The organism is Candidatus Synechococcus calcipolaris G9 (assembly GCF_029582805.1).
Taxonomy (GTDB): Bacteria; Cyanobacteriota; Cyanobacteriia; order Thermosynechococcales; family Thermosynechococcaceae; genus Synechococcus_F; species Synechococcus_F calcipolaris.
In genome coordinates, this window is sequence record NZ_JAKKUT010000001.1 from 72,696 (window position 1) to 87,749 (window position 15,054).

The following is a 15,054-nucleotide window of genomic DNA, read 5'->3' on the forward strand; positions in this document are numbered from 1 at the left end:
AAAAGTACTGGTATATAAGGGTTTTAGCTCTGCGCTTTATTTGATGGTTATTTGACTCTATCTGCTTAACACTGGGTGGCAGCGGACGGTTGAAAACCGCTTGTGCTGCGTTAGAGGTTATCTGCTGCTGCACTTTAGCCGTTAGACCTGAGAATGCCACATTTTCTGTATGTTGGCTGACAAATCTTTGGGAAGAGGGAGGCACGTTGCAGCATTTGTGGCAATATTGGGAATCATAGCGATCGCAGAGTAATCGACTCAGGGGGGCGGTTATGTGTCTAAGTGTTAAACAACAAGGCAATTCACCCTACGACCCTAATTTCGTGAAAAAGATGGAAGCCGCCCGGCGAGGTATGAAAAAATATCGGAACGCCTTGGTTGAGTTGGCTAAATGATGAAGTCTTGTTGGTTAGACATTTATGATGGAGGAAGAGTAGTACCCTCAGGCTGTGCAAAGTCTAAGCCGTGATACAGGGTGAGGACGTGGTTACACATCGAATGGAGCAATCCCTTAAGCCTCAGGATACCGCTGAACCCCTAGATATTCTCATTCTCTCCAATGGGCCCGGGGAATTGGCAACTTGGGTCTATCCAGTACTACGGGCCTTTGCTCCTGTAACAATCCCCCTGCGAATTTCCCTAGTTCTAGCTCCCTGTCCCCATGCCAGTGGTCAAGAGGCGGCGATCGCCCAGGCCTATGGGGGCATCGATCGGGTGCAAGGGGCAGAGCATTTTTGGCCCTTTTTACTGTGGGGGCAAACCAAAGACCATTGGGATTGGTCAAAACGGGGGGTTGTTCTTTTTTTAGGGGGCGATCAGTTTTTTGCCGTGGTCCTAGCAAAGCGGTTGGGCTATGGCTGTGTGGTCTATGCCGAATGGGAAGCCCGTTGGTTAGCCTGGGTCGATCGGGTCGGTCTGCGGCGTGGGGATGGGCAGCCGATCGCCGATCGCTATCGCCATAAGGTGGAGATCATTGGCGATTTAATGAGTGAGTCCGGTACGCGGGATGGGGATCCCAGGGCAGCAGTTTATGCAAAATTGGGGATTGCTGCAGATCGCCCCCTTGTCGCCCTAATGCCGGGATCAAAGGCCAACAAATTAAAGATTGGGGTTCCCCTGTGTGTGGGGATTGGCGATCGCCTCCATCAAGGGCAGCCCGATGTTTGCTGTATTATTCCCGTCGCTCCCAGCTTAACGTTAGAGCATCTGGCCAGCTATGCCGACCCCGATCAAAACAGTGACTTTAAGTACAGTGGTGGGATCGACGCTACCCTCGTCCAACCGGAGACGGGTCTGCCCTATCTCCTCACCCCCCAGGGGGCGAAAATCTATCTTTGGCAGGACGTTCCCAACTATGATTTACTCTCCTGTGTGCAAATCTGTGTGACCACAGTGGGGGCAAATACCGCCGAATTGGCCTCCCTGGCCATTCCCATGATCGTTCTCTTGCCCGCCCAGCAACTTAGGATTAGCCGTGTCCATTCCTGGGAAGGGTTAGCAGGGATGTTAGTGGATTTACCGGCGATCGGCTATTGGTGGACTCGTTTAGTCTTTTGGTTGGTGGTGTTTCATGGTCTGGGCTGGCGGCGATCGTGGCAGTTTTTAACCAGTTCGGAAACCAACTGGGACTTAGTGAAAGAGGGCCTGGGGTTACGGGCCTGGCCCAATCTATGGGCCGGCAAGGAAATTGTCCCTGAATTGGTGGGGCCCTTAGAACCGGCAGATGTGGCGGATCAAATTAGGGATTACCTTGACCATCCCCATCGCCTTCAGGAGATGCGCCATGCCCTAGAGGAGGTGCGGGGGCAACCGGGAGCCGCCCAGGCCCTTGTTAATATGGTGATGACGGTAGGAGAGATGGCCGCAGAGGATACCTTACCTTGAACATCCTAGGGTTGAGACCTCCTTTGATGGCAACGCCAAACCCAGAACCCCATCTCCTCTGGGGGGGATTTTTAGTCTTACTTTGGCTAGGCCTGCTTCTCTTGGCCTCTGAACTGGTCTATCGATTTTGCCAGGATGGAGCAGAAATTGCCCGTAAAATTGTCCACATTGGGGCTGGCCATGTGATTTTGATTGCCTGGTGGCAGAATATCCCTACGGTATGGGGGGTCGCGGTTTCCTTGGGGGTCAGTCTTCTCACCCTCATTTCCTATCGCTATCCCCTCTTTCCCAGTATCAGTGGCGTTGGCCGCAAAAGTTGGGGTACTTTTTTCTATGCCCTGAGTATGGCGATTTTGATTGCGGTTTATTGGCCGCAGCAGCCCGCGTTTGCCATCCTCGGAATTTTAATTATGACCTGGGCCGATGGGTTCGCAGCCCTGGTGGGTAAACGGTTTGGTCGCCACCCCTACGTTCTCTGGGGGAGCAGAAAAAGCTGGGAAGGCTCTTTAACCATGGCGGGGGTCAGTTGTATAGTGACGCTGTTTGTTCTCTGGCTAACCTTTGGCTGGCATCAACAGCTTTGGATCATTGCCCCTGTGGTGGGTTTAGCCGCCATGGCCTTGGAGACCCTCTCTTGGCGAGGGTTGGATAATCTCACGGTTCCCCTGGGGAGTGCCACCCTTTGTTTTCTCTTAACCCAGGGGCTATTTTGATGGAACTGTTGAATAATCCCTTTTACGAAACAGCATTTTTACTGATTATTTCTGCCACATTGGGGGCGATCGCCCTGAAATTGCGGCAACCCTTAATTATTGCCTTTATTGCCGTGGGACTTTTGGCAGGGCCCTCGGTGTTGGGCTGGTTCAAACCCAGTCCGCAAATTGAACTGCTCTCGGAATTAGGTATTTCCCTGCTGTTATTTGTGGTGGGCTTAAAACTAGACCTGCATCTAATCCGCAGTATGGGGATCGTCTCCCTCACTACCGGCCTCGGCCAGGTCATTTTTACATCCGTGATCGGTTTTTTAATCAGTTTGGGGTTGGGCTATGGCTTCTTAAATGCCCTCTACATTGCCGTTGCCCTCACCTTTTCCAGCACCATTATCATTGTCAAGTTACTCTCGGATAAGCGAGAAATCGACTCCCTCCATGGCCGCATTGCCCTTGGTTTTTTGATTGTCCAGGATTTGGTGGTGGTGCTAGTGATGATTATGCTCTCTAGCCTGCGGGACACTGAGGGTATTTCCATTCCCATGATTGTTATATCCCTAGTCCTGAAGGGAGGGGTACTCTTGGGTGGGGTGGCCCTCTTGATGGCCTATGCCCTGCCGAAACTGCTACACCATCTGGCAAAATCCCAGGAGCTACTCTTACTCTTTGCCATTGCCTGGGCCGTCTCCCTGTCGGCGGCCAGTGAACTATTGGACTTTAGTGCGGAGGTGGGGGCTTTTTTAGCGGGGATTAGTTTAGCCTCGACCACCTACCGGGAAGCGATCGCTGCCCGTTTAGTGAGTATTCGTGATTTTCTACTCCTGTTCTTTTTTGTGAACCTTGGCTCCCATCTCAATTTGAGTGTTTTGGGGGATCAATTCCTACCGGCGATCGTTCTTTCCCTCTTTGTCCTGATTGGCAACCCCCTGATTGTCATGATCATTATGGGCTACCTCGGCTATCGCAAACGTACCGGACTTTTGGCGGGCTTAACGGTGGCTCAAATTAGTGAATTTTCCCTGATTTTAGTGGCTTTGGGCCTCAACTTAGGGCATATTGATGAATCCACCGTGGGGTTAATTACCCTAGTGGGGATTATTACCATTGGCCTGTCCACCTATTTGATTCTCTACTCCCATATCCTCTACGAGTTTCTTGCGCCCTACCTAGGCATCTTTGAACGGAAAATTCCCCACCGAGAAGAAGCGGGGGATACCCCTGAAAGTTCCTTGGATGTGGATGTCGTGGTCTATGGCCTGGGCCGGTATGGGGGCTGGTTGGTGAATCGTCTACGCCATAAGGGTTTAGAGGTCTATGGGGTAGACTTTGACCCGGAAAATGTACGCCGCTGGCGACGACAGGGCCTTTCTGCCCACTACGGCGATGCCGAAGATCCGGAATATCCTAGCCATCTTCCCCTCAATACGGCCAAATGGGTGGTGAGTAGCCTGCCCGGAACGAGGATCAATCTCACCCTCCTTCATTCCCTACGTCATCATGGATACCAGGGAAAAATTGCCGTCACTGTCCACCAAGATCACGAAGATGAAATTTTACGGAACAGGGATGTGGACTTGGTTTTGCGCCCCTTTGTGGATGCAGCGGAGCAGGCGGCCGATGAACTTCTAGAGGATCTCCGGGGACAGCAACTTATATAATGTTTGCCCGATCAAAATTCGGCAATGAGTTCACTGAGGGCCGCTGCATCTGCCCAATAGACTTGATTACAAAACTGACAGGTGGCCTCGGCTTTAGCATCTGTGGCTAAAATATCTTTTAATTCTTCACAGCCCAATATTTTTAGGGCCCCCAGCATCCGCTCCTGGGAACAGCCACAGTGAAAACGTAGCAGTTGGTTTTGGGGCAAAATTTCCATGCCCATATCTGCCAAGAGTTCCCCAAAAATATCCGGTAAGGTTCGTCCCTGCTGAATCAGGGGGGTAAAGCTTTGGAGTGCGGCAACACGCTCCTCTAGGGTACTAATTAGGGTTTCATCTTCTGCTGATTTGGGAAGAATCTGCACCATCAAACCACCGGCCGCTGTCACCCCCGCCTCACCAACAAATACGCCTAAGAGTAGGGCAGAGGCGGTTTGCTCAGAGGTGGCTAAATAATAGGTGACATCCTCGGCAATTTCACCGGAAACCAGTTCCACCGTACTGGAGTAGGGATAGCCATAGCCAATATCACGGATTACATAGAGAAATCCTTGATTCCCCACGGCTCCCCCCACATCCAGCTTGCCTTGGGGTGTTGGCGGTAGCTCAATCTGGGGATTCTGCACATAGCCGCGCACCGTGCCATTACATCCGGCATCCACCATAATGCTGCCCAGGGGGCCATCCCCCTCAATCCGCAAATTCACCCGTGCTTGGGGCTGCTTCATACTGGAGGCTAAGAGCAACCCCGCTGCCATGGAACGCCCTAGGGCCGCCGTACCCACGTAGGATAGTTGATGACGTTGGCGAGCTTCTTCGGTAAGTTGAGTGGTAATCACCCCTACGGCCCGAATGCCATCGGCGGCGGCCGTTGCGCGAATTAATTGATCAGCCATGAATTCCTAAGTCTAAAATTTTGACTTGGCCTCTTCAAAGGCACTGGCTAATTCATTCCAGGCCCCTTCCATTCCCTGCTTCACACTTTCCCAGGCCTCTTCACTGGAGCCTTTTAACTCCTCTAGTTTGGCCTGCATCTCATCCCGCTTGGTGGTGAGTTCGGCAATTTTTTTATCCAATTCGCCTTTGGCTTCAGCCCCAGCACCATCAGCTTTGACCTTCAGTTCATCTAATTTTGCGCCCCATTCCTGGAGCTTGGCTTCCATCTCGCCTTGGGAGGTTGTTCGATCAACCATGGGCATTACCTCGCTATCAATACATCTAAAGTTTAGGGGAGAACCCAGGGTTTTGTCCAAAATATATTACTGTATAGTGATATAGTAAAGTTAGGCGGCAGAAAAATAACGACCTAGCGAAGGACGTGATCTCTATGCTTTTTCGACAGCTTTTTGATCCAGATACCAGCACCTATACCTACCTCATTGCCGATGAAGAAACACAAACAGCGGTGTTAGTGGATACAGTGATTGAGCAGGTTGCCCGAGATTTGACCTTGCTGCAAGAGTTGGGTCTATCCCTACGCTATTGCCTGGAAACCCATGTCCATGCGGATCACATTACTGGTGCAGGACTGCTACGACAACATACGGGGTGTACAACGGTGGTTCCCCAGGGAGCCAATGTGGACTGTGCCAATGAATTTTTACGGGATGCTCAGCGTCTTCCTTTGGGCAAGATAGACATCTTGGCGATCGCCACCCCTGGGCACACCGACAGCCACATGGCCTACTTGGTGAATGACACCCATTTACTGACGGGAGATGCCCTGTTTATTCGCGGCTGTGGTCGCACTGATTTCCAAAGTGGCGATGCCGGAACCCTCTACGATGTGGTGACGCAGCGGTTATTTCAGTTGCCGGAGTCCACGCTAGTTTATCCCGGCCATGATTACCGTGGGCATACCGTCTCAACCATTGGTGAGGAAAAAACATGGAATCCTCGCTTTCGCGATCGCAGCCGGACGGAGTTTATCCAGTACATGGATCAGCTAAATTTACCCAACCCCAAGAAAATCATGGAAGCCGTGCCCGCCAATGAGCAGTGTGGGCAGATGGTAAGCTCTACTGCCTGAATCGAGAAACCCTGAACGCTTAAACCCTGAATCATAAAACTTTGAGGAAATCAACAATGAACCAACTGACATCGGAACAGACCCCACCGGATACCAGTTATCTGATTGATGCGCCAACATTGAAGACTTGGCTAGAGGATAGGGCCGTGGTACTTGTCGATGTGCGGGAGCCGGGGGAGTATGCCAATGAACATATTCCTGGGGCCCAATCCATTCCCCTTGCACGACTCGATCGCAGTGCCCTTAATCTGGAGTCAAATCAACGATTGGTGCTGTATTGCCAGTCGGGTAAACGATCGGCTCAAGGGGCGCAAAAACTAGCCGCGGCAGGCGTAACAGATATCCATGAATTGGGTCAGGGCATTCTCGCCTGGAAAAATGCCGGTTATGGCGTAATCAAGGAAGCGGGGGCCCCGATCAGTCTCTTTCGCCAGGTACAAATTGCGGCGGGTGTGCTGATTACCCTAGGCTTAGTGGTTGGTTTGGCCGTAACCCCTTGGGGATTTGCCCTCACCGGCTTTGTGGGCCTGGGTTTAACCTTTGCGGGGATAACAGGTACCTGTGGGATGGGAATGCTTTTAGCCAAACTCCCCTACAACCGTCGTGCAAATCAACGTTGGAGCTAATCCCTAGGACGTGCCGTGATCATTTATCTGTTTGGCCATCTTCTTGCGGTGGCCATTGGGGTGAGTTTGGGCCTGTTGGGGGGTGGCGGCTCGGTTTTAGCCCTACCGGTGCTGGTTTATGTGATGGGCATTGATCCCAAACCAGCGATCGCCATGACCCTCGTGATTGTCGGTAGTGTCAGTTTTCTGGGCGTGATTCCCCATGCCCGCCAAGGAAATGTCCGTTGGAAAACGGCAGCGGTCTTTGGGGCAGCAACGATGGCGGGGGCCTATGGGGGTGCTCGATTGGCTGGCTTACCCTGGATATCTGGCACTGTGCAAATGCTGATCTTTGGGGTTGCCATGCTCTTGGCCGCAGGATTAATGATTTATCGAACGGCCCGCCCCAAAAGTTTAACTGAACCGGCAAATACCCTAGAAGGAACCCTCTATACCCCACCGATTTGTAAGTATTGTTGGCTTTGGTTACTCACGGAAGGCATTGGGGTGGGGGTATTGACGGGCTTAGTCGGCGTTGGCGGCGGTTTTGCCATTGTGCCGGCCCTCGTATTGCTGGCGAAAATTCCAATGCGGCAGGCGATCGCCACATCTTTGATTATTATTTCTGCCAACTCTGTGGCCGGATTATTGGGCTATGCGACCACCATGGAATTGGATTGGCATTTAACCCTATCCTTTACCTTGGCGGCGGCAATAGGCACATTAGTTGGCATTCACCTAGGGCAGTTTATTCCCACCTACCAATTACAAAAGGGGTTTGGTTATTTCCTACTGGCGATCGCCACCTTTGTATTGATTCAAAATTTGTATTAATTAAAAAAAATTTCATTAAGTAACAATACGTCCAGTAGAGCTTTCCCTAGAGGGCAAGTTGCCTTTCTAGATTTTTTAATTTAATACGGGCAAGGGCTAGGTTTCCTTTCTCCCGATCCAGAACCAGGTAAAAGAACAGCCCCGAAATGGTTTGGGTTAGCTCCATCAGGTGGTACTGGCCTTCAAGGGTAACTAAAATATCTTCAATTTTTTCATCCAGGCCAAGGGAGCTGGCAACCTTCATTTTGGCGCGAATGACTTCTGTATTTCCGGCAACCGCCAACTCAATAGCTTCAGCGGGAAACTTGTCCGTATTGGTGCCTAAAGAGCCAAGACACATCCCTGTTTTCCAATCGCCTATGGCCACTGCCAGGGCACCATCTAACTTAATAGCATCTTCTAGTAAGGTTTGAATGTTACTCATTAATTATTTCGCCTTTTCAAAAATAAATAAAAAGCATCTTCCACCTCTATCCTATCAGGATATTATCAGGCGCACTTATGGGTTTGGTTTTGCCATTCTAGGGAACTACACTTGGTCGCTAGGCTAAGCTAAACCAAGTGCTTCCAACGCTTCAACGCGCCAAGTTGGTTGAGTCAACCCAGCCGCATCACCACAAACAGCGTTAACGGGATGAATCCTTTTGCTGGAAGGCCTCTAGCCAATGGCGTAGCTGCTCCCCGGCCAATTCCCGACCACCAAAACCAAAGGCAATGGCGATCGCCACGGCCAGGGCCCCCATCAAGAGGCCAAAGGCCAGGTTAATAATATTAGGGGCAATCCCAATCTGTTGCAACGACATGGCCGCCACTAAGATAATGATGGAAATGCGTGCCGCCTGGGCGAGAATTAAGGCCTTGCCGCCGCCGGAGTTGCGAATCACATTGAAGGCGAGATTGGCGAGGTAGAGGCCAATGGCAAAGACAACCAGCCCAGCAATGACTTGGCCCAAGATTCTTAACAGTTCCGTTGTAATCTGGGTCAGTTCTGCAAAGCCAAGAACATTGGTGGCAGCGACAACGGCAAAGAGCATGACGACGACCAGAACAACCACACCAATAAATTGGGAGGGGGTATAGGTACTCGTTGAATCTTGAGTTTCCAGGTTTTCTGGGGTATCTGGTGTCACCTCAGCACTGGAGGATGAACCTGCTACGGCAATGGGTAAACCAATCCAACGGAAAATATTATCAAATCCCAGGCCGGTTAAAAAGGTCGTAACGATGGTTTGGATAAATTGACCTACGAAGAAGGCAATGATCAAAATAACGATCGCCGTAAAAATCTGGGGAACGGCGGCCAAAATTTGATTCAGCATATTCACCGCAGGTACGGTAATCGCCTGAATTTCCAGGGCTTCTAGGGCGGCAATGGCCGTGGGAATGAGAATTAGAACATACACCACCATTCCCAAGAGGGCAGAGATGGAATATTGATTTTGGTTGTTTTGGATCGGTAAGCGACGGATGAGGCGATCTGCCCCAGCGGCGGCTAAAAGATTAGTCACTAATCCCTTGACAATGCGGGCAATCACCCAACCCACACCACCAATAAGGATGGCTTTCAGGACTTTGGGCAGGGCGGAGAGTAATTCATCTAAAAGATGCTGCACCGGCTGGAGGGGCCCCTCTAAATTTAAGACCCCTAAAATGGTGGGCAGGAAAAATAGAAAGACAAACCAATAGAGTAAATTGCCCAGAGTGCTACTGAGCTTAAAAGTGGGAGCGTCACCAGAATCGCTACCCTCTGAAGGTTCTGCCCCTAGTTCTGATGATTCGGCTCCCGTTGTGGTTGTTTCTACTAATTTTTGATCCAGGTTTAGGGATTCGCCAAGACGGGTAACAACGGTTTTGACAATGGTGGCCAGAATCCACGCCAGGATGCCTAGGGCCGCAGCAGAACCTAGCCGGGGTAAAAATACTGAAATCTCATCTAAAAATGTATTGAGGGGACGGGATACTTCGGTGAGATTTAGGGCATTGAGGGCGGCAATCACCGCTAACAGCATGATTACCCAAAAGATAATCTTACTGATTAGTGCTTCGATCGCTAGGCTATCGGGCCCCCCCTGTTGACCGGAGACTAACTCCGTTAAGCGATTATCGAGATGGGTGCGATGAAGTAAGCTGTTGACTCCCTTGGCGACGAGGATAGCCACAATCCAACCCAAGAGGAGCAGGGCGATCGCGCCAACCAATTGGACTAAAAGATCACCAAGTCCTCCAGGGATTAACCGATCAATAAAATCAGTTCCCTGGCTAAAATCTGAGGGAGTTCCCATCTGGGCAAAAATGGTCAAAGGTGAGTTGGCACTATCTGAACAACTGATTATATCCATCAGAATCCGTACCGAGTGACTACAGTCAAAGTCTAAACGGTAACTATTTGACTTTCTCCTGAGAGAGGAGATCGTAATATCAATTAACAATTAGCAACTAGTTATTGACTCAAGAATTATGAGTAGTAAAATCAACCTCTGATCACACCGCTGTCATGGTTTGGGATGGGGAAGCAACCACGGATTGGTAGTAGCCCTGTAACTGTTCAGTGGCGGCGGCCCAACTCCACCGTTCCGCTTCTAATCGAGCATTGTGCCGTAGTTTATCCCGTTCAGAAGGCGTGGCAAAGAGTTGTTGACAGGCGGCGATCGCCCCATTTTGATCTTCGGGATCAAATAAATAGCCATTCACGCCATCGGTGACAATATCAGGAATGCCCCCACTGCGGGCTGCCACCACGGGACAACCGGCCGCCATTGCCTCTAACAGCACCAATCCCAAGGTTTCGGTGCGGGATGTAAACACAAAGACATCGGAAGCCGCAAAGGCCGCCGCTAAGGTTTCCCCCGTTAAATAACCGACAAAATGGGTGGGTGTTCCGGCAAAATGCTTTTCTAGTTCTTCGCGGTAGGGCCCTCCGCCCACAAGGGCTAAACGGGCCTGGGGAATGTTTTCAAGAACGGGTTTAATTTGTTCAATCTCCTTTTCCGCCGATAATCGCCCCACGTAGAGGAGTAGGGGAGCCTCAGGATGGCCCCCACTCAAAAAGTTACGCATTTCATCACTGCGGCGATCGGGATGGAATAGCTCCACATCTACCCCCCGCTGCCAGAGCCGTAAATGGTGAATACCATGGGCATCTAGGGCTTCAATCATGGCCGTTGAGGTACAGAGGTTCAGTTGGGCCCGGTTATGCCCCATGCGGAGCAGTTGCCAAAGGAGTCCCTCTAGGAAATCTAGTCCATAGTATTTCAGGTATTTGGGTAAGTGGGTATGGTAGGAAGCAATCAGGGGTAACTGCAACTGCTGGGCATAGTACAGTCCGCCCAAACCTAAAATTGCTGGATTAACGACATGGATCAGATCCGGGGCAAAATCTTCTAGGGCGGCTCGAATGGCTGGCCGGGGCAAGGCAAGCTTGAGTTCAGGATAGAGGGGCAAGGGAAAGCCCGGCACACCTAAAATCTTGGCGCCGTTATAATGCTCAAGCCCACCAGCGGGTGAGACCACCAATACCTGATCCCCATTGGCCTGGAGATGGGTAATGGTTTGACATAGGCGTGTGACAATGCCATCTACTTTTGGCAGAAATGTTTCGGTGAACAGCGCAATCCGCATGATCAAACCTGAATAGAATAGGGGTTTTTCCCATTCTCGAACTAGGGTGGTTCTGACGCAAGCACAGGATAATTGGTTATAGTGCGTAGGTTAATAGGGAAGGCTGTTCGTAGGAGGCCGTCAAGATGACCAAGACTGAACTGTTGGGGGCGATCGCCGGCCTGAATCGCGGTATTTTGGCATCTCCTCGGGATCGAAAAATTGTGGCGGCCCTTGCTAAACAGGTCGAGGCGGCCAACCCAACGCCGGATCCCTTTGGTGCCGTGGATAAACTGGGGGGCGATTGGCGACTACTCTACACCAGTAGTCAGTCCCTACTGGCCCTGGATCGATCGCCGGTGGTCAAACTCGGGAATATTTACCAATGCATTCGTCCCCAGCAGCAGCTAATTTACAATATTGCCGAAGTCTACGGTGTTCCCCTCCTAGAAGGGGTGATCAGTGTATTAGCTCGCTTTGAACCGAGAACTGAACAACGGGCCCAAGTCTATTTTGAACGCTCCATTGTTGGATTTCGGAACTGGCTGAACTATTATTCTCCTTCTCAGTTTATTCCCCAGCTTCAAAGCAGTCGCCCCCTAGCCGCCCTAGACCTGCCCTTAAATAGTAATGATCAACAGGGTTGGCTAGATATTACCTACCTGGATCAGGATCTGCGGATTGCCCGGGGTAATGAAGGGAGTTTATTTATTTTGGCTCGAGTGTAATCTGCCTAACCTGACCCTTGCCATAGATCAGCGGCATGATCAACAGTCCCAACCCTAAACCAGCCACACCACCAAAGGGAAATACTAGCCAATTTGAGTAGGCCCAAACCCCCTGCATTTGCAGCCACCATTCCCCAGGATAAAAGAGCATTAAGCCCACGGCGATCGCCCAACCCCGCCAGCCGTACTGATGCAACCAATACCATTCCTCGCCCCTAGGGGATTGGGATATAAGCCAACGGGTTCCTAACACAGCCATGAGTGTGCCATAGCAGCGCATACAGACCGCCATTAACCAGGGGGGATTCAACATCAATGCCATTTCTGGCTGGGGGCAGACATGGTGGCCCATGGTGTAAATGATTTGGGCAATTTGGGGTAACAGGGGTAAATTTGAACCAGCTAAAAAGGGAGCCGCCAAGGGTCCCAAGATCAAGGCTCCTAAAATAAAATCCGCCCAAAACCGTCGCGATCGCCCCAGCATGATTAAATATCCTTAATTATTATCCCGGTCGATGATTATTATTGTACTGAATCCGTGCCCCGGCCCAGGCTAGTTTTTCCCGCAGGGTTTGATAAAAAGAATAGTGATCTTGGAGTAAGATAAATCGCGCTTGAAAATCCGCCATAGACACCTCCACCCGCTGTCCCGGCCAAATTGAGGTGGCTAAAACCCCATCCATCCATAATTTTGTATGCAGATTACGATCTTCCAGGGGCCAAATACTGACGACGGAGCGGGAAGGTAAAACAATGGGGCGACTGGATAAACTTAGGGGACAAATAGGCGTAACGGCGATCGCCTCCATGCCCGGATGCAAAATGGGGCCATTGGCGGCCACGGTGTAGCAGGTGGAGCCAGTGGGGGTTGCCACTAATAACCCATCTCCTTGGTATTGATCCACCACATCCCCGTCGATTTCCATTTCCAGTACGGATGTAATCATGCGATCGGCGGAAGCGGGTTTAATGCACATTTCATTCAGAGCAACATAGCGATCGCCAATGGGTTGGGAATCGGAGCGGATGCCTTCCCATATCTGGGCCTGGAGCATCATCCGTTGCTGCATGGCGTACTGATCATTGGCCAGGCGATCGCACACCTGGTTTAAGTCGGCAAAGCGATCGAAGGACTCCGTTAAGAAACCCAAGTGTCCCCCCACATTCACCGCCAAAATCGGCACGTGATCCGCCGCCAAATGCCGGGCCGCCGATAAGCAAGTGCCATCCCCCCCCAAGACAATGGCCAGATCAATAGGCTGGCTCACCGAAGCCATAAACACCGGATAGGGATTATCCTGGGGGCCGCTGGGGCCAATCATCACCCGGCATCCCCGCTCTTCCAGGTGCTGTGCCGCCTTTTCTGCCCACGACCTACTGAGTTTATCCCCTGCCTTATAGACAACAATGGCTTGTTTGAGTTGCACCCAAGTTATCCCCCCTCCAAGCCTTTAACATCTTTAACAATCCGCGAGAGTTCTGTTTTTTCGTCTACGGCAATGCGGGTGGGTGTTCCACTGATAATGCCTTCAAAATTACGGAAGGAGTCTTTGATGTCTGCCCCCTGATCCGTAATCACGTACTCACGAATGCCCTTATCATGCCAAGAGCCACGCATCTTAAAGACATTGATGGCCCGAGACATTTCACCGCGAATTTCCACGTATTGTAACAGGAGAATCGTATCAGTAATGGTGGAAATATGGGACTCCGTGATTGAGTTGGAACCCATAAATTGATCCGTGGTATTGGTGAAAAAGCCAGTAATTTCTTCCTGCTTGGCAAACCCCGTCACCCCAATCACAAACTGGCGGAAGGCATTATTACTCACCCCCCGATCCAAGGCGGATAGAGAATCGATCGCCACCCGTGAGGGCTTAAACGTGGCAATTTCCGACTTAATAATTTGCAGGTGATCTTCAAGTCCGGCAGATTCGGGATAGGCACAGACAATCCGCAATAGCCCCTGCTGCTCCAGTTCTTCAAAGTCAATACCCCAGGAGGAGGCATTTCGGGACAGTTGGGCCCGGGATTCTTCATAGGCCAGTAGTAAGGCTCGTTCACCATTCTGACAGGCGGTTTGCAGAAATTTACTTACCAGCAGGGTTTTACCCGTCCCCGTGGCTCCGGTTGCCAAAATAATGGAATCCTTGAAGAAGCCGCCCCCACACATGGTATCTAAGGTTTTCACCCCGGAAGAAACCCGCACATTTGAGGATCGCTGGGTCAGGCGCATGGCACCCAAGGGGAAGATATTAATCCCGTCATTGATGGTAAAGGGATACTCCCCTTTCATATGATTGGTTCCCCGCAGTTTAAGGATTTCTGCGGTGCGTCGTCGCCGCTCTCCTTCCAAGACATTGCGGAGAATCACCACGTTATCAGAGACAAATTCTTCCACCCCAAATCGGGCAACGGGGCCATACTCATGGATGCGCTCCGTGGTCATAATCGTCGTTACACCCAATTGCTTGAGGCGGGCCGCTAAACGAAAAATTTCCCGGCGCACCACGGAGGCAGCGTCGTACTGTTGAAATACCGCTGTCACGGAATCAATGGAGACGCGGGTGGCCTTGTATTTGCGAATGGCATACTGAATCCGTTCAATTAAAGCCGATAGATCAAAATCCCCGGCTACTTCTTGGCCCTCTGGATCTGGAGAGGCATCCAGGATAAAGAGTTTGCCCTGATCAATAAGAATTTGCAGATCCCAGCCAAAGCTAAGGGCGTTTTTAATAATGTCCCGGGGGGCTTCTTCAAAGGTAACGAAAATACCCGGCTCATTAAAAATGGTAATGCCATTATAAATAAACTGCATTGCCAGAAGGGTTTTACCGGTTCCTGATGTCCCACTCACTAAGGTGGTGCGGCCCTGGGGCAATCCTCCCCGGCTAATATCATCAAAGCCCTCAACCATGGTGCGAATTTTCTGCACTTCGGCCCGTTGCAAGTTGGAGCCTCCCTGGCTGTTCTCAATACCAATTGGTGTCATAGCAAGTATTATCCATC

Annotated in this window: 15 protein-coding genes; 7 read left to right on the top strand and 8 right to left on the bottom strand. The window is 50.9% G+C overall.

Going from position 1 to position 15,054, the window contains the following annotated elements; translation table 11 throughout:
* Positions 1-483: 483 nt before the first annotated feature.
* The 3 genes from L3556_RS00375 to L3556_RS00385 are packed head-to-tail and all read left to right on the top strand — an operon-like array spanning position 484 to position 4,252.
* Positions 484-1,884 carry a glycosyltransferase family protein gene (locus L3556_RS00375; protein ID WP_277865318.1) on the top strand — a complete coding sequence of 467 codons (1,401 nt, stop codon included), beginning with the start codon at positions 484-486 and terminating at the stop codon, positions 1,882-1,884.
* Positions 1,885-1,910: 26 nt separating this feature from the next.
* Positions 1,911-2,597 (top strand): diacylglycerol/polyprenol kinase family protein, encoded by a 687-nt coding sequence (locus tag L3556_RS00380; protein ID WP_277865319.1) that lies wholly within the window; start codon positions 1,911-1,913, stop codon positions 2,595-2,597.
* Positions 2,567-4,252 carry a cation:proton antiporter gene (locus L3556_RS00385; protein WP_277865320.1) on the top strand — a complete coding sequence of 562 codons (1,686 nt, stop codon included), beginning with the start codon at positions 2,567-2,569 and terminating at the stop codon, positions 4,250-4,252. The genes L3556_RS00380 and L3556_RS00385 overlap by 31 nt, the downstream gene beginning before the upstream one ends.
* A gap of 11 nt (positions 4,253-4,263) precedes the next feature.
* Here the strand turns inward: L3556_RS00385 and hslO are convergent, their stop codons facing one another.
* Positions 4,264-5,148, bottom strand: coding sequence for an Hsp33 family molecular chaperone HslO (hslO, locus tag L3556_RS00390; protein ID WP_277865321.1), 885 nt, complete (start codon positions 5,146-5,148; stop codon positions 4,264-4,266).
* Positions 5,149-5,160: 12 nt separating this feature from the next.
* Entirely contained in the window at positions 5,161-5,445 is a 285-nt protein-coding gene (locus L3556_RS00395; protein ID WP_277865322.1) for a sll1863 family stress response protein, read from the bottom strand.
* A 134-nt stretch (positions 5,446-5,579) separates the two neighbouring features.
* Between L3556_RS00395 and L3556_RS00400 the strand changes: the two genes are divergently transcribed.
* The 3 genes from L3556_RS00400 to L3556_RS00410 are packed head-to-tail and all read left to right on the top strand — an operon-like array spanning position 5,580 to position 7,720.
* A complete protein-coding gene (locus L3556_RS00400; RefSeq protein WP_277865323.1) occupies positions 5,580-6,281 on the top strand; it encodes an MBL fold metallo-hydrolase in 702 nt (233 codons plus the stop codon).
* Positions 6,282-6,337: 56 nt separating this feature from the next.
* Positions 6,338-6,907 carry a rhodanese-like domain-containing protein gene (locus tag L3556_RS00405; RefSeq protein WP_277865324.1) on the top strand — a complete coding sequence of 190 codons (570 nt, stop codon included), beginning with the start codon at positions 6,338-6,340 and terminating at the stop codon, positions 6,905-6,907.
* A 15-nt stretch (positions 6,908-6,922) separates the two neighbouring features.
* Positions 6,923-7,720 (top strand): sulfite exporter TauE/SafE family protein, encoded by a 798-nt coding sequence (locus L3556_RS00410; RefSeq protein WP_277865325.1) that lies wholly within the window; start codon positions 6,923-6,925, stop codon positions 7,718-7,720.
* Between the two features lie 46 nt (positions 7,721-7,766).
* On the opposite strand, the gene L3556_RS00415 is transcribed toward L3556_RS00410, so the two are convergent.
* From L3556_RS00415 to L3556_RS00425, 3 genes are all read right to left on the bottom strand, one after another.
* Complete coding sequence (locus L3556_RS00415; protein ID WP_277865326.1) at positions 7,767-8,144, bottom strand: hypothetical protein; 378 nt, start codon at positions 8,142-8,144, stop codon at positions 7,767-7,769.
* A 202-nt stretch (positions 8,145-8,346) separates the two neighbouring features.
* Entirely contained in the window at positions 8,347-10,059 is a 1,713-nt protein-coding gene (locus L3556_RS00420; protein WP_277865327.1) for a mechanosensitive ion channel, read from the bottom strand.
* A 142-nt stretch (positions 10,060-10,201) separates the two neighbouring features.
* Positions 10,202-11,338, bottom strand: coding sequence for a glycosyltransferase family 4 protein (locus L3556_RS00425; protein WP_277865328.1), 1,137 nt, complete (start codon positions 11,336-11,338; stop codon positions 10,202-10,204).
* A 125-nt stretch (positions 11,339-11,463) separates the two neighbouring features.
* On the opposite strand from L3556_RS00425, the gene L3556_RS00430 reads away from it, so the two are divergent.
* On the top strand, positions 11,464-12,045 hold the full coding sequence (locus tag L3556_RS00430) for a PAP/fibrillin family protein (RefSeq protein WP_277865329.1): 582 nt from the start codon (positions 11,464-11,466) through the stop codon (positions 12,043-12,045).
* Here the strand turns inward: L3556_RS00430 and L3556_RS00435 are convergent.
* The 3 genes from L3556_RS00435 to kaiC are packed head-to-tail and all read right to left on the bottom strand — an operon-like array spanning position 12,026 to position 15,037.
* Positions 12,026-12,529 (bottom strand): DUF2085 domain-containing protein, encoded by a 504-nt coding sequence (locus L3556_RS00435; RefSeq protein WP_277865330.1) that lies wholly within the window; start codon positions 12,527-12,529, stop codon positions 12,026-12,028. The two genes, L3556_RS00430 and L3556_RS00435, sit on opposite strands and share 20 nt — an antisense overlap.
* A gap of 19 nt (positions 12,530-12,548) precedes the next feature.
* On the bottom strand, positions 12,549-13,472 hold the full coding sequence (locus tag L3556_RS00440; protein WP_277865331.1) for an NAD(+) kinase: 924 nt from the start codon (positions 13,470-13,472) through the stop codon (positions 12,549-12,551).
* Positions 13,473-13,477: 5 nt separating this feature from the next.
* Positions 13,478-15,037: a circadian clock protein KaiC gene (gene kaiC / locus L3556_RS00445; RefSeq protein ID WP_277865332.1), complete on the bottom strand. Its 1,560-nt coding sequence runs from the start codon at positions 15,035-15,037 to the stop codon at positions 13,478-13,480.
* Positions 15,038-15,054 lie beyond the last annotated feature (17 nt).

What these genes read in the sequence shown, in the direction of transcription:
- L3556_RS00380 (WP_277865319.1), top strand. Translation starts at nt 1,911, where the DNA reads ATGGCAACGCCAAACCCAGAACCCCATCTCCTCTGGGGGGGATTTTTA.
- hslO (WP_277865321.1), bottom strand. Translation starts at nt 5,148, where the DNA reads ATGGCTGATCAATTAATTCGCGCAACGGCCGCCGCCGATGGCATTCGG.
- L3556_RS00395 (WP_277865322.1), bottom strand. Translation starts at nt 5,445, where the DNA reads ATGGTTGATCGAACAACCTCCCAAGGCGAGATGGAAGCCAAGCTCCAG.
- L3556_RS00400 (WP_277865323.1), top strand. Translation starts at nt 5,580, where the DNA reads ATGCTTTTTCGACAGCTTTTTGATCCAGATACCAGCACCTATACCTAC.
- L3556_RS00405 (WP_277865324.1), top strand. Translation starts at nt 6,338, where the DNA reads ATGAACCAACTGACATCGGAACAGACCCCACCGGATACCAGTTATCTG.
- L3556_RS00415 (WP_277865326.1), bottom strand. Translation starts at nt 8,144, where the DNA reads ATGAGTAACATTCAAACCTTACTAGAAGATGCTATTAAGTTAGATGGT.
- L3556_RS00420 (WP_277865327.1), bottom strand. Translation starts at nt 10,059, where the DNA reads ATGGATATAATCAGTTGTTCAGATAGTGCCAACTCACCTTTGACCATT.
- L3556_RS00425 (WP_277865328.1), bottom strand. Translation starts at nt 11,338, where the DNA reads ATGCGGATTGCGCTGTTCACCGAAACATTTCTGCCAAAAGTAGATGGC.
- L3556_RS00430 (WP_277865329.1), top strand. Translation starts at nt 11,464, where the DNA reads ATGACCAAGACTGAACTGTTGGGGGCGATCGCCGGCCTGAATCGCGGT.
- L3556_RS00435 (WP_277865330.1), bottom strand. Translation starts at nt 12,529, where the DNA reads ATGCTGGGGCGATCGCGACGGTTTTGGGCGGATTTTATTTTAGGAGCC.
- kaiC (WP_277865332.1), bottom strand. Translation starts at nt 15,037, where the DNA reads ATGACACCAATTGGTATTGAGAACAGCCAGGGAGGCTCCAACTTGCAA.